Origin of the sequence: Pelagimonas sp. (assembly GCF_050633425.1) — a bacterium.
In the GTDB taxonomy this organism is placed as follows: domain Bacteria; phylum Pseudomonadota; class Alphaproteobacteria; order Rhodobacterales; family Rhodobacteraceae; genus Pelagimonas.
On the sequence record NZ_JBOEGM010000003.1, the window covers coordinates 118,946 to 133,038 of the forward strand.

A 14,093-nucleotide genomic window follows, 5' to 3' on the forward strand; every position below is an offset into this window, starting at 1 on the left:
GCTCCGCAACGGGGGCCGCCTCTGCAACGGGCTCTGGCTCCGCAACCGGGGCCGCCTCTGCAACTGGCTCTGGCTCCGCAACCGGTGCAGCCTCAGCCACCGGCTCTGCTGGATCTGGCACAAGGCTGTTGTCCGCACCGGTTTGCGGCACGGGCGCGGCCTCAGGCGCGACACTGGTGATTTCGGGCGCTTTGTCGACGTCTGCTTGTTCTTGCGGCGCTGGATCTGGCTTAGAACCGGACAGGTCAATAACACCGGTTGCAACAGCAACCGCGACGACACCCGCGCTCGTCGCACCGGTGATCGCAGAGTAAAGTGCGAGTTTGCTCATAGCAGCCTTTCTTCCACAGCTCGCTTCCGGTCCCCAAACCGAAAAAACTGAGCGGTTGAGCGTGTATAGCTTACGAGGTATCAGCGGTCAAAACACCTTTTCCACAAGACATGCGGGGATTCCATGACGCTCACCTCAATCTGTGTCTATTGCGGCTCACGCGCTGGCAAAGATCAGGCCTTTACCGATCAAGCCCAAATACTGGGCGCGGCCATTGCAAATGAAAACTGGCGTCTGGTCTATGGGGCCGGCGATGTGGGTCTGATGGGCACCGTGGCGCGTGCCGCGCAAACTGCGGGCGGCAATACCTTTGGAGTGATCCCCCAGCATTTGGTCGATATGGAGGTCGGCAAGACCGATCTCACCACATATGTGGTCACCGAAACCATGCATGAGCGCAAAAAGGTCATGTTGATGAACGCCGACGCCGTGGTGGTAATGCCTGGCGGGGCCGGGTCTTTGGATGAATTTTTTGAGGTACTCACATGGCGCCAGCTGGGCCTGCACAACAAGCCGATTATCCTGATGGATGTGAACGGCTATTGGGGGCCGTTGCGCGAATTGCTGGTGCATATCGTCGAAAGCGGCTTTGCTGATGGTTCGCTCTTGGATTTTGTTCAATCCGCCCCGTCTGCCGATGACGCCATGGCACTTTTGCGCCGCGCCCTGTCGTAATCGGCTGTCATATCAGACTGGCCCCACAAGGTCACCCGAGTGCGACATCGTCATATGACCAAAGACCCGTGGGTCTCCGGCGGGTCAAACGCCATGCAAAAACGCGCAGGAGGATTCGAGGTTTGATGACACAGGCTGATCCCACTCAACAGAGGCTTATCATCGGGTTGCTTGAGACACATTTCAACGAGACCCCCTACCCTCCGTTCGCGGGTCTTTATGATCGCAGTTGGCCCATCGAACACCCCGAACACATTGCGACAGCTCATGGTCAATACCATGACATCCGACTTGCCGCCGAGGACTTTAGAACAAAACGCCCGTTTTCAGAGTATGACCTTTATCGTTTCGACGAGGCTTTTGACTATTTCTCGGCTCAAACGCTCGCTTACTTTATCCCAAAAATTTTTCACTTTCTGATTTCAGAAGACCACAAAACCCAAAACCACAATTTTGAAGATCGTTTTTGGGCCTTCTTGGCAGATGAGCGGTCCAACAAATCCGCGCGTCTCTTTGACGAAACAACCAGGCTCTACTCCTTTGAGCAACGCGAGGTATTGGGACTGGCGCTCTTGTTTCTTTGCTTTCGCGAAGATGCCCAAGGTGACGATTTCACACGCACATGGTTTTACAAAAACACGCTGAAATTCCTGTTTTCCAGCGACTTGCCATAGCCAGCTTGGCCGCTCTGGATCAGGTCTTGTCTTGCCGAAAGGACGAAATCGAATAGATAGCAAGCGCCGTCCAGATCAGCACAAAGGCGATCAGATGCTGGTGGCTGAGCGCTTCACCAAACACCACAACGGCGCAAAAGAATTGCAGGGTTGGATTGAGGTATTGCATCAGGCCAAGGGTGCTCATGTTCACCCGCTGTGCGGCGTAAGAGAACAGGATCAGCGGAAAGGCCGTCATCACGCCGGAAAAGGCCAAAAGCGCCGTTGTTGTGGCGTCTTGGCCAAATTGCCCCTGCCCTTGTGCATGTATCCATGCCAGCCAGCCGATGGCAAAGGGCGCGATCAACACCACCTCGGCGGTGACCGAAACCACCGGGCCGGTGCTCAGGTTCTTTTTGATCACCCCGTAGAGGGCAAAGGTGACCGCAAGGATCAGCGATATCCACGGCGGCGCGCCAAGACCGACGGCCAGTTGGACCACCGCGATTGTTGCCAATGCCACCGCAAGCCATTGCCAGAGCGTTAGTTTTTCACGCAAAAACATCACGCCAATCGCCACAGCGACAAGCGGGAACATATAGTAGCCCATCGAGGTTTCCGTCACCCGGCCAATTTGCACCGACACGATGAACAGGCCCCAGTTGATGGAAATCATCAGCGCGGCGATGATCAAAATGACCACGGCTCTGCGTGACCCCATCGCGGTTTTTAAGGCCCCCAAACGGCCTTGTATCGCCAAGACACCAGCAAACACCGCCAGAGACCAAAACGAGCGATGCGCCAGCAATTCGCCCGCTGGCACGTGGGTCAAAGCTTTGTAATAGATCGGCGACAGGCCCCAGATCGAACAGGCCCCCAGCATCGCCAAAAATCCGCGCTGCGCGTCAGACATGCGCCATCTCGACCACCGTTATTTCAGGAACGACGCCAAAACGCACCGGCATGATCGAACAGCCGATCCCGCCGGAGACCACAAGGTCTCGCCCCGCTTCGCGCACATGGCCATAGGCGTATCGGTTGCCAAACCGCGATGGGACAATCGGGGACCAGCCAAACAACCGCACCTGTCCCCCATGGGTATGCCCCGACAAGGTGAGCGCGACGCGATCTGGAACTTTGGTGAAAATGTCGGGTTCATGCGCCATCAAAATCACCGGGTCATCATCGGTAATCTGCGCCAAGGTGCCATCAAGATCATCCAGCCCCCTAAGGCCGCCCGGTCGACGGATCAGGGCCAATTGATCTTCAAGCCCCGCAATCCAGACGCCAAGATCATCAAGTTTAATCACAGTGTTGGACAATACGGGAATGCCATTGGCCTCAAGCGCCTGGGCATAGAGATTTGGCCCGCCGCCGCGCTTTTGGGCGTTCAAATCATCCCACCAATCGTGGTTTCCCAGAACCGCGAAGACCCCGTGTTTGGCTTTGAGATCCGCCAAAATCGGCGCGATCTCTGCGATTTCAACAGGTTTGGTGACAAAACGGTGCCCGGCGGCATAATCGCCCAACAATAGGATCACATCCGGGGTCAGCGCGTTCATACGCGCTACGATCTGGCGTATTCGGCGCGCACCAACGAAAGGTTCCCCAACATGGAGATCGGACAAAATGGCGATTTTTAGGGGTTTGGCTGTCCAATCCTTGCGGGCAATCCGCCAGGTCTGCACCCGTAAGCGCAGGGCCGGTTCGATAAAAAACGCATAGGCCCCAGAAAAAAGGCCTGCTAGGACGGTGCCCAGCAGACCTTTGATAAATGTCCGGCGGGTGATCATAAAAAACCCGCCATGTGGATCACAGACGCGATGCCACGTTTTCCCAGTTTACCAGGTTGTCCAAGAAGTTGGCCAGGTAAGCAGGACGCTTGTTGCGGAAGTCGATGTAGTAGGAATGCTCCCATACGTCACAGCCAAGCAAAGCGGTCTGACCAAAGCAGAGTGGGTTCACGCCGTTTTCGGTTTTGGTGACTTTGAGGCCGCCATCGGTGTCTTTGACCAACCAGCACCAACCGGAGCCGAACTGACCGGCACCAGCAGCCGAGAACTGATCCTTGAACGCGTCAACCGTGCCAAAGCTCTCTTTCAGAGCAGCTTCAAGTTCGGATGGCATATCATTGCTACCTGCGCCCATCATTTCCCAGAACTGCATGTGGTTCCAGTGCTGCGACGCATTGTTGAAGATACCATTTTGGGCAACCGCAGACGCGTCATAGGTGCCGGTGATGATGTCTTCGAGCGACTTGCCTTCCCATTCGGTGCCAGCAATCAGCTTGTTGCCATTCACAACATAGGCGTTGTGGTGAATGTCATGGTGGTATTCCATTGTCTCTTGGCTCATGCCTTTGGAGGCCAGCGCGTCGTGAGCATATGGAAGATCAGGAAGTTCAAAAGCCATTGGTCGTGTCCCTTGTCCGCGGAAGTTGTTTGATTACGTCATACCTGTCGCGTTGACCCGCCAAGGTCAAGGCCAAGGATGCGATCATTTCAACGGTTTGACTTCGCATGTGCCGCTAGACGTGTAGCGGTTCGAATAGCCCAAAGGTGATCCCGAAATGTTCAACCGGCCCGTCGCCTTCATATATGTCGCGCGATAGGCAATGGTGGCATATTGCTGTTTGGTTTTGGTCTTGAGTTTCCAAGTGAAGGTTGTGCGCTTGTTATTGTCGGTGGAAACATGACCTTGGATTGGCTGGCGGTCGTTAAAGTACAGAATGATTGGGTCCGAAACGATGACCGTATCTTTTGTTTCGTCATGCCCAATGAACAACACCTTGGGCAACCAGTTCCCTTGGCTACGGGTGTTTACAATCTTGCATTCATAAGATTTCCCAGCGGCCAAAACCGGCTGAGCAAACAAACCCAAAACTGAAACCAATGCAAGTGACATTACTTTATTCATGAAATTCTCCAATACCATTGACATTCACCTAGTCAATACACTGAGAAGAAACAACCTTTGGTTGGAAAAATAGCGTCAAATTTATTGGGAACCTATTTTCGAATTCAAATAAGCTTGAGGCATTACAATTTCAAATGGGCCCATAAAATGAGCGCTGCCCTTATGGCGCGACCATTTGGGTCGCACCATATACTCGTTTCTTGGTGCTTGCGTCCGCGCCCCAAGCGTTAAAGAAAGCCCACGTCGCTTCCGGGGGCAGAGGCCGTTGCAAGCAGATGAAACATATAGGCCCCGACCGATCGAAAACACACGACCTGAGCGACATCTTCCGAGCGCAACCAAAATGCCGCCGCCACTTGGGCCAATCGGGTCCGGCGCACGTCACCGATTTCAAATTGCCCCCTGGACATATCGACGGGCGCGAGTTTGGCCAGAACTTCTCGCAGGCCCTGCCCTTGCAAGGTAAAGCACGCCCGTGCGTCCGACACATTGGCGACGAGGCTATGATGACCAACAAGGGCTCTTTCCAATTTGGCGACCAAGATCGGAGCTTCCGCATAGGTGCACAGCATCAAGAGCTCATCCGGTGACATCCAAAGCAATCCGCGCTTGCCGTCTAATTCAGCGCCACGCAGCCCCGGCATAGTCACCTCCGCCACCTGCGTCACGGCGGCGACAAAATCCGCATCAGCAAAATCACCGCGTAGGGTGATCATGCCTTGGGCCCGCAATTCTTCGACCCGAACCAAACCGTCAAAGCTGGCCCCATTTAGGGATGTTGCAAGATCAGACATTCTGTTTCTCCCCATCAGGGTCATAGAAAATCGGGCTGACGATTTTGGCCGCAATCATTGTCTCACCATCGGCCTCTGCAAATTCAATCACCTCGCCCATGCGGTCCGGTCCATGCAGCACCAGCCCCATCGCAATGCCTTTGTTCAAGGTCGGTGAATGGTAGGTCGAGGTCACGCGCCCCTGGGTGTTGCGTTGACCATTTTCGTTAACCCCATCGGCCACAGCATAGGCCCCGTCCGGCAAGGTCGACCCATCGGTGGTTTCCAGCCCCACCAGCTTCCAACGGTTGGGATCGGTCATATGGCTGCGCAGCTGTGCACGTTTGCCAAGGAAATCCTCTTTCTTCTTGGAAATCGCCCAGTTCAGCCCAAGATCCTGCGGGATCACCGTGCCGTCGGTCTCGTCCCCGATCATGATAAAACCTTTTTCCGCCCGCATGATGTGAAGACATTCGGTGCCATAGGGGGTCGCGTCAAATTCGGCTCCTGCTTCGATCAGCTTGTCCCAAAACGCGCGTCCAAGATTGGCTGGCACGGCAATTTCATACGACAACTCACCGGAAAATGAGATGCGATAGGCCCGCGCCGGGAAGCCAGCCAGCACGCCGTCGCGCCACTCCATAAAGGGCAAGTTTTCCCGAGAGACATCCATACCGCCCAGCTTTTCCAACAGCTTACGGGCATTGGGGCCAACGATAGCAACCTGCGCCAATTGCTCGGTGATATTGGCGGTATAAACCTTCCAATCCCACCATTCGGTCTGCAGCCACTCTTCCATATGGGCATGAATACGATCCGCGCCGCCGGTGGTTGTGTGGCAGAGCCATGTCTGTTCATCGAGGCGTGCCACCACACCGTCATCCGACAAAAACCCGTTTTCGCTGCACATCAAACCGTAGCGGCATTTGCCGACTTTCAGGTTGGACATCATGTTGGTGTACATCATATCCATGAAACGCCCTGCGTCCGGCCCTTTGACGATGATTTTGCCAAGGGTCGAAGCATCCAATAGGCCAAGGCTGGTGCGGGTTGCGGTCACTTCGCGATGCACAGCTTGTTTAACCGTTTCGCCTGCTTTGACAAAGGCATAGGGCCTGCGCCAATGCCCCACCGGCTCCCAATGCGCGCCGTTGCTCTCATGCCAGTCATGCATCGGCGTTTTGCGGATCGGTTGGAAAACCTCGCCGCGCGCCTCGCCAGCAATGGCCCCCATCGAAATCGGCGTATAGGGCGGGCGGAATGTCGTGGTGCCGACTTTGGGGATTTCGGACCCAAGTGCATTAGAAAGCGTCGCGAGACCATTGATATTGCTCAACTTCCCTTGGTCCGTTGCCATGCCAAGCGTGGTGTATCGTTTGGTGTGCTCAACGCTTTCATAGCCTTCATGAGCAGCGAGCTGAACATCGGAGACTTTGACGTCGTTTTGAAAATCGAGCCAGGATTTCATCCGCAACCCATAATGAGCCCCCTGAGGCATCAGCCAAACCGGCTCAAGCGGTGTTTCGGCCTCTGTCTCTGCGGTGGACGCCGGAGACGTGCGGCCGGTTGCTCCCGCAGTAATGGCGGCGATTTCCCCTGCTTTTGCAGCATCTTGCAACGTGTTCTTCAACGACATTTCACCATTGGCGCACCCTGCAACATGAACCATCGCCTGGCCCGTGTCGCCCAGAGGTGGACGGCTTGGGTAGGGTCGGAAAAAGGCACCCGCGTCATCCCATGTCAGCTTGCCACCACAATGGGACCACAGGTGCACAACAGGCGACCAACCGCCCGACATAGCCACCGCATCGCAGGCGATGTTCCAAAGCATCGCGCCTTCGCCCGCTTGTTTGCAGATATCAACCGAAGTGACACGTTTACCGCCATGGACTTTGGCAATACCGCAGCCAGTCTCGACCCGGATGCCAACCGCCTTGGCCTGGGCCATCAACGCACCGCCCCCCATCTCGCGGGCATCGACAATCATCGGCACATCCAGACCGGCGTTTTTCAGTGTAATTGCAGTGCGATACGCATCGTCGTTATTGGTGACGACAACAGTTCGATCCCCTACGGACACGCCGTAATTCACCGCATAATCGCGCACCGCCGACGCCAGCATCACACCGGGAATATCGTTTCCAGCAAAGCTCAGCGGGCGCTCTATCGCGCCGGTGGCCGTGATGGTTTGCGCGGCGCGAATACGCCAAAGACGATGACGAGGCCCTTGCGCCAAGGGTGTGTGATCGGTCAAACGCTCATAGCCGAGGACATAGCCATGATCATAGACGCCTGCCCCCATCATCCGGGTGCGCAGCGAGACATTTGGCATATCTTCAAGGGTTTGAAGCGTCTTCTTCACCCACGTCTCGGCGGGCATTCCATCAATTTCACCGCCATCGACGACAGTGCGGCCACCCCAATCCGGGGTTTGTTCGATCAGCAGAACCTTGGCCCCGGCCTCGCCTGAGGTTTTGGCCGCTTGCAAACCGGCAACGCCACCACCGATGATCAGGACATCCACAAACGCATAGAAATGCTCGTAGGTGTCGGGATCGCTGGTTTCTGCATCCGGCGCTTTGCCAAGCCCTGCGGATTGACGAATGAACGGCTCGTACACATGTTTCCAAAAGGCGCGCGGATACATGAACATCTTGTAATAGAACCCGGCCGTGAGCAGCCGCGAGGCGTATTTGTTCACTGCGCCAATGTCATACTCGAGGCTCGGCCAGACGTTCTGCGGCGTCGCGGTGAGACCATCAAACAGTTCGGTCGTGGTGGCACGGGCGTTGGGTTCGTGGCGGGTGCCCTGCCCGAGATTGACCAAGGCGTTTGGCTCTTCGCCGCCCGAGGCAACGATGCCGCGCGGACGGTGGTATTTAAAGCTGCGTCCGACCAACATTTGGTCATTGGCGAGCAGAGCTGATGCAAGCGTGTCCCCCTTGTAGCCCGACAGCCGTTTGCCGTCGAAGGTGAAGTCAACACGAGAGGAGCGGTCAATCAGGCGACCGGATTTGGCGAGACGGGTGCTCATGTTATTGGCCCTTTTCGCACGAGGAGACCAGCAAAGCCTCCGGCGGGAGTGTCTGTGGCAAGATGAAGGTTGATGTCATGACAACTCCCTCCAGCTCCAGCCCGGCAGGCGGGCGGTGATTTTATCCGTGATGTCCTTGGGCGGGGCCAAGGTTTGGGCGCTATAGGTGCCGAAAACTTCGAGCGTCGTGGTTGAGCGCGCAGCGTGGAACCATTTTCCGCAGCCATTCACATGGCGCCAGCGCTCGAAATGCACGCCCATCGGGTTTTCGCGCTGGAACAGATAGGTTTCGAAATCATCGTCGCTTGAGCCGGGACCAAAGCGTTTGATATGCGCCTCTCCGCCAGCGTGCAGTTCGGTTTCTTCGGCTTTGACGCCGCAATAGGGGCATTCAAGGATTAGCATGACGCAGTCCTCAGGCTTGAATTTTGCGCAATCGCAACGACGTTGTTTCCATGATCTATGCAATTATACTTGGGTTCGTCGCCGCGACTTTGGCCGCTGTTTTTGTTCACTGGGAATTGGACGAGAGGACTAACCCCAAGAACCGCTTCTCCGGAAGTGGAACAGTGAGATACTTTAAGCATCTGTTTTCCATTATCGTAGATGGGTTTAGCATTTTTATGTGGTGGGCAGAATAAGTCCATCAATGCGCCACCCCTGCCGCCACGCTTTCATCAATAAAGCGGCCTTCGGAGAAGCGGTTTAGGCCGAATTGATCGGTCAGAGGAGATTGCCCGCGCGCCATCAGTTCGGCAAAGCCCCAGCCTGATCCCGGAATGGCCTTGAAGCCGCCGGTGCCCCAGCCGCAATTGATAAAGCAGCCCTCAAGCGGCGTTTTGGAAATGATCGGAGAGCGATCCCCAGTCACATCAACAATCCCGCCCCATTGGCGCAGCATTTTCAGGCGTGACAGCATCGGGAAGGTTTCGATCAAGGCCCGCACGGTTTCTTCGGCGTGGTGGAAGGAGCCGCGCTGGGTGTAGTTGTTGAATGCATCGGTGCCGCCACCGATGACCATTTCGCCCTTGTCCGATTGCGACATATAGCCGTGCACGGTATTGGCCATGACAACCACATCCATGCAGGGTTTGATTGGCTCGGACACCAGAGCCTGCAAAGCCACGGATTCAAGCGGCAGGCGGAAACCACCCATATCGGCCAAAGCGCCCGAATGACCTGCAACAACCATACCAAGCTTTTCGCAGGCGATATCGCCCTTGGTGGTTTGGACTCCGGTGACTTTGCCGCCCTCTTGGGACACGCCGGTCACCGCACATTGCTGGATGATGTCCATGCCCATGTCTGAACAAGCCCGCGCATAGCCCCAAGCGACCGCATCGTGACGCGCCGTGCCACCGCGTGCCTGCCAAAGCGCTCCCAAAACCGGATAGCGCGGGCCGTTGATGTTCATGATCGGCACAAGCTCTTTGACGCGGGCAGGCGAAATAAACTCGGTCGAGACCCCCTGAAGCGCATTGGCATGGGCCGTGCGCTGATAGCCACGCACCTCGTGTTCGGTTTGCGCAAGCATCATAACGCCGCGCGGGCTGAACATGACGTTGTAGTTCAAGTCCTGGCTCATGGTTTCATACAGTGAGCGGGCTTTTTCATAGATCGCGGCGGAAGGATCCTGAAGGTAGTTGGAGCGGATAATCGTGGTGTTGCGGCCCGTGTTGCCGCCCCCAAGCCACCCCTTTTCCAGGATCGCCACATTGGTGATCCCAAAATTTTTACCAAGATAATAAGCGGTTGCGAGGCCATGCCCCCCAGCTCCAACGATGATCACGTCGTAGCGTTTCTTGGGTTGGGCTTTGCGCCAGGCGCGATCCCATCCGGTATGGTCGCGCAGGGCTTCGCGGGCAATTGCAAAGGCAGAGTAGCGTTTCATGAAGCTCGAATCCCACAGCTTTAGGTTTCGGTATGGTGATAAATGCTTACCGCGATTGCGGCGGTACACAACCGTCACATTTGACACAGTTGCGACATGGCGCATTCTGGCGGGCCTGCGCGTGATGTCACATCCTGCTGATCGCTTGACTTTTACCCTTTTGTCCCGGCCTCCACACCTATAGATCAGGGCAGACCACAGACGGAGGCAACATCATGTTCTGGATCCTTACAGGCGTATTGGCGCTGGTATTGACGGTGCTTTTGCTGTTGGCCCTGTTGCGCGGCACACGCGATGTCGGACCGGCAGAAGCCTTTGATCTACAAGTCTATCGCGACCAGCTGAGCGAAATCGAAAAAGATACAGAGCGCGGCACCATTGCCGAAGATGAAGCCAAACGTCTGAAGGTTGAGATTTCGCGTCGGCTTCTGGCGGCGGATGCGGCGGCCAAACAAGGCAGCGCAGATGCGGCCAAAGCCGGTGCGGGCAGCTATGTTATGGCGGTGTTGGTTGCGGGTACCGTTCTGGGCGGCGGTTTTGGGCTCTATACCACGCTTGGTAAGCCCGGCGCGCCCGATTTGCCTTTGGCGCAACGTTATGAGGCCGCGCAAAAGGCCCGCGACAACCGTATGACCCAAGCCGAGGCCGAGGCGAAAATGCCCGCCGCCGCGCCCGTTGATGCGCCCGACGATTACATGACGCTGGTCAAGCAGCTGCGTGACGCGGTTGCCAAAAACCCCGAAGACATGCGCGGCCTGACGCTCTTGGCGAGCACCGAAGCGACACTTGGCAACTATGAGGCCGCCTATAAAACGCAGGCCAAACTGGTTGAGTTGCGTGGCGACGGTGCAACGGCCAAAGATTACACCGATCTGGCTGATATGATGATTATCGCGGCTGGTGGCTATGTGTCTCCCGAGGCGCAGAGCGCGTTGGAAAAGGCCTTGGCGCTTGATCCCGAAAACGGCGTGGCGCGGTTTTATGGTGGGTTGATGATGGCACAGACCGGGCGCCCTGATGTTGGGTTTCGGATGTGGGACATTTTGCTTCGCTCAAGCCCGCCTGACGCGCCATGGGTCGGGCCCATTCGCGCACAGATCGAAGAGCTCGCCTATCGCGCCGGTGAAACGCGGTATCAACTGCCTCCGCTTCCCCAAAGCCACGATGCCCCTGCTGGCCCCTCTGCCGAGGATATGGCCGCCGCGGCTGACATGACGCCGCAAGAACGCCAGGAGATGATCCTTGGCATGGTGGAAAACCTGTCAGAGCGGTTGGCAAGCGAAGGAGGCCCTGCAGCGGAATGGGCGCGTCTCATCACGGCGCTTGGCGTCCTGGGGCAGACGGATCGCGCCCAGGCCATTTACAGCGAGGCCAAGGGGGTTTTTGCTGATGACGCGGGCTCTCTTGATCAAATCATGGCAGCCGCCGCGCGCGCCGGTTTGCCAGAATAGTTTGCCAGAGTACTTTGCCAGAGTACTTTGCCAGAATAACCGGAATAATCCGACCCTAGCAGCATCGCCCACAGGCCCTTTTGGAGCGGCGGGGTGGGTGGGTGGGCGTCGCTTCAAAAGGGCCTTTCCCCGCATGATCCACGAAGACATCACCGAGTTTGCAGCCACCCTGCCCCCCATGCGCGCCATTGCCGGGCTTGATCTTGGCACCAAGACCATTGGCGTGGCCGTGTCTGACGGGTTGCGCAGCGTCGCCACCCCGCTTGAAACCATCAAACGCAAGAAATTCGGCCTCGACGCCCAGGCCTTGATTGCGATTTTGAACAACCGCGATATTGCCGGGATTGTTTTGGGCTTGCCGCGCAATATGGACGGAAGCGAAGGCGCGCGCTGCCAATCGACCCGCGCATTCGCCCGCAATCTGACCCGGCTTTGGGATGGGCCAATCACCTTTTGGGACGAACGGCTCAGCACGGTTGCCGCAGAAAGGGCCCTCTTAGAGGCGGATACGTCACGAAAACGTCGCGCCGAGGTGATCGATCACGTCGCGGCATCGTATATTCTGCAAGGGGCGCTCGACCGATTGCGCCATCTCGGAGGTTAACCTTGTGAAAGACCAGCCCACCGCCAAAGACAGCGTTTGGACACGCGACGAAGTCCAAAGCCCCTGTATTCAGATTTGCGTCATTCACCCAGAGGCACGCCTGTGCACCGGCTGTTTGCGCTCGATTGATGAAATCACGGCATGGTCCAAGCTCACAAACGAAGAGCGCAGCCAAATCATGGCCACGCTCCCGGATCGTCAATCGCAGATTTCCAAACGTCGCGGCGGTCGCAAAGCGCGCCAAGCCCGCAACGTCAGATGATCAAACCACGGCGGCTGGATCAACCAGTGTCACAACCACATTGGCCACGCTAAAGCCATTGGCCACACCATTCTCAATCCGTGCCATGTTCACGGTACCTTCGCTGGATTCGACCTGAACCAACATGTCCCCCGTCACAGCGTCAGGCACAATAACGGCATCGCCGCTTGGCATGCCGACACCGCCGAACACTTCGCTGCTGAGCTCAATACGCAAAAGATCCGCATCGCTGCCAGTGGTGGTGAAATCGGTGACTTGCAGCGCATAATCTGTATCAGCACCCGCCAAAACGTCGGCCATATCCACAACAAAGGTATCGGCCCCCTCACCGCCTGTGGCAACAGATGTGCCCAGATCGTTGATAAGCACGTCATTGCCAGCACCGCCAAACATCTGATCGGCCCCTGCACCAGACAGGATTGTATCTGCACCGGCGTCACCGTTTAGGAAATCGTTGCCTTCATCCCCAGCCAGACTGTCGTCACCGGCACCGCCGCTGACAACATCGTCGCCCGCGCCGCCGATCAGCGTGTCATCAGCATGCCCGGCAAACACCGTATCATCTCCAGCGCCGCCGTTTAGTGAATCTGCGCCAGTCAGGTCAACATCGCTCCGGTTGACGCTCAACACATCGTTGCCGCCGCCGCCCAGCAAGGTGCTCGATCCGCTGAACACTTCCAATGCATCGTTCCCGGCCCCGCCTTCAAGACGGTTATCGCCCTGGCTGCCGTTCATATCATCGTTGCCGTCCTGACCAAACAAAAGGTCGTCGCCATCGCCGCCATTCATCGTGTCATCGCCAGCGCCGCCATCCAACTCGTCATCGCCTTCAGAGCCGCGCACAACATCATTGCCGCCTGCCCCCAAGACGATATCGTCACCGCTGCCGCCGTCCATTCGGTCATCATTGGAGCCGCCATCCAAACGGTCGGCGCCTGCGCCACCAAGTATGCGGTCTTCGCCGAGATTTCCGTTCAAACTGTCATTGCCGTCTCCGCCATGGATCGTGTCATAGCCGCCGTTGCCGTCGACCACGTCATCCCCCGATCCTGCGTAAACAAGATCGTTGCCATAAAGCGCCGCTATTGAATCATTTCCATCAGAGCCGGACAGAGTGTCATCGCCACTGGTAGGATCATCCCCTCGATCAGGTGTATCCGGACTCGCGTTGTCGCCATCATCGCTGTCATCGCCGCCATCACCAACCAAAGCTGTCAGAAACAACAGCGGTATCAAAGCTAAAACCCAAGCCATTTATCCCTCCAAATATCGAATTTACTTTTATCAACTTCTTGTTTTGAGACAAACTTTTTGCACAATTCGCAAGCGTCAGGACACAATAGAAAAATTACCGCGTGATTGTTCAAACAAATGCCATTCCGAACGCCACATTTCACAAAAACGCAGCGTTATCAGAGACTAGCTCTCTCAGATGACTGGGGCGGCGACGGGCGCGCGTATTTATCCTGACACGGCCTGACCCCGTATTCCCCAAGTAAATCT

General features: G+C 56.5%; 14 protein-coding genes and 1 pseudogene. 5 read left to right on the plus strand and 10 right to left on the minus strand.

From position 1 onward, the window contains the following. Nucleotides 1-331 (minus strand): annotated as a pseudogene (locus ACRBB0_RS01895) (hypothetical protein); the annotation flags it as partial. A 123-nt stretch (nucleotides 332-454) separates the two neighbouring features. Here ACRBB0_RS01895 and ACRBB0_RS01900 point away from each other — a divergent pair. Both ACRBB0_RS01900 and ACRBB0_RS01905 read left to right on the plus strand, forming a co-directional pair. Further along, entirely contained in the window at nucleotides 455-1,006 is a 552-nt protein-coding gene (locus ACRBB0_RS01900; protein ID WP_431372698.1) for a TIGR00730 family Rossman fold protein, read from the plus strand. A 125-nt stretch (nucleotides 1,007-1,131) separates the two neighbouring features. Beyond that, the gene (locus tag ACRBB0_RS01905) at nucleotides 1,132-1,680 is read left to right on the plus strand and encodes a hypothetical protein (RefSeq protein WP_431372699.1); all 549 of its coding nucleotides are present in this window, start codon (nucleotides 1,132-1,134) and stop codon (nucleotides 1,678-1,680) included. A 19-nt stretch (nucleotides 1,681-1,699) separates the two neighbouring features. Here ACRBB0_RS01905 and rarD read toward each other — a convergent pair whose 3' ends face one another. The 8 genes from rarD to ACRBB0_RS01945 form a co-directional block, all read right to left on the minus strand. After that, on the minus strand, nucleotides 1,700-2,572 hold the full coding sequence (rarD, locus tag ACRBB0_RS01910) for an EamA family transporter RarD (RefSeq protein WP_431372700.1): 873 nt from the start codon (nucleotides 2,570-2,572) through the stop codon (nucleotides 1,700-1,702). After that, nucleotides 2,565-3,452: a metallophosphoesterase gene (locus tag ACRBB0_RS01915; protein ID WP_431372701.1), complete on the minus strand. Its 888-nt coding sequence runs from the start codon at nucleotides 3,450-3,452 to the stop codon at nucleotides 2,565-2,567. The genes rarD and ACRBB0_RS01915 overlap by 8 nt, the downstream gene beginning before the upstream one ends. 19 nt (nucleotides 3,453-3,471) lie before the next feature. Beyond that, on the minus strand, nucleotides 3,472-4,071 hold the full coding sequence (locus ACRBB0_RS01920; RefSeq protein WP_431372702.1) for a superoxide dismutase: 600 nt from the start codon (nucleotides 4,069-4,071) through the stop codon (nucleotides 3,472-3,474). Between the two features lie 84 nt (nucleotides 4,072-4,155). After that, a complete protein-coding gene (locus ACRBB0_RS01925) occupies nucleotides 4,156-4,575 on the minus strand; it encodes a hypothetical protein (protein ID WP_431372703.1) in 420 nt (139 codons plus the stop codon). A 227-nt stretch (nucleotides 4,576-4,802) separates the two neighbouring features. After that, a complete protein-coding gene (locus tag ACRBB0_RS01930) occupies nucleotides 4,803-5,369 on the minus strand; it encodes a sarcosine oxidase subunit gamma (protein WP_431372704.1) in 567 nt (188 codons plus the stop codon). Next, nucleotides 5,362-8,382, minus strand: a complete 3,021-nt coding sequence (locus tag ACRBB0_RS01935) for a sarcosine oxidase subunit alpha family protein (RefSeq protein WP_431372705.1) — start codon at nucleotides 8,380-8,382, stop codon at nucleotides 5,362-5,364. Before ACRBB0_RS01935 ends, ACRBB0_RS01930 begins: the two co-directional genes overlap by 8 nt. 75 nt (nucleotides 8,383-8,457) lie before the next feature. Continuing rightward, nucleotides 8,458-8,787: a sarcosine oxidase subunit delta gene (locus ACRBB0_RS01940; protein ID WP_431372706.1), complete on the minus strand. Its 330-nt coding sequence runs from the start codon at nucleotides 8,785-8,787 to the stop codon at nucleotides 8,458-8,460. Between the two features lie 241 nt (nucleotides 8,788-9,028). Further along, a complete protein-coding gene (locus tag ACRBB0_RS01945) occupies nucleotides 9,029-10,273 on the minus strand; it encodes a sarcosine oxidase subunit beta family protein (RefSeq protein WP_431372707.1) in 1,245 nt (414 codons plus the stop codon). Nucleotides 10,274-10,488: 215 nt separating this feature from the next. Here ACRBB0_RS01945 and ccmI point away from each other — a divergent pair, with 215 nt between their 5' ends. The 3 genes from ccmI to ACRBB0_RS01960 all read left to right on the plus strand — a co-directional run bounded on the left by ccmI (nucleotide 10,489) and on the right by ACRBB0_RS01960 (nucleotide 12,590). Continuing rightward, entirely contained in the window at nucleotides 10,489-11,724 is a 1,236-nt protein-coding gene (ccmI, locus tag ACRBB0_RS01950; RefSeq protein WP_431372708.1) for a c-type cytochrome biogenesis protein CcmI, read from the plus strand. 133 nt (nucleotides 11,725-11,857) lie between these two features. Beyond that, entirely contained in the window at nucleotides 11,858-12,328 is a 471-nt protein-coding gene (gene ruvX / locus ACRBB0_RS01955; RefSeq protein WP_431372709.1) for a Holliday junction resolvase RuvX, read from the plus strand. A gap of 4 nt (nucleotides 12,329-12,332) precedes the next feature. Beyond that, complete coding sequence (locus ACRBB0_RS01960; RefSeq protein ID WP_431372710.1) at nucleotides 12,333-12,590, plus strand: DUF1289 domain-containing protein; 258 nt, start codon at nucleotides 12,333-12,335, stop codon at nucleotides 12,588-12,590. Here the strand turns inward: ACRBB0_RS01960 and ACRBB0_RS01965 are convergent, their stop codons facing one another. Continuing rightward, complete coding sequence (locus ACRBB0_RS01965; protein WP_431372711.1) at nucleotides 12,591-13,844, minus strand: calcium-binding protein; 1,254 nt, start codon at nucleotides 13,842-13,844, stop codon at nucleotides 12,591-12,593. Nucleotides 13,845-14,093 lie beyond the last annotated feature (249 nt).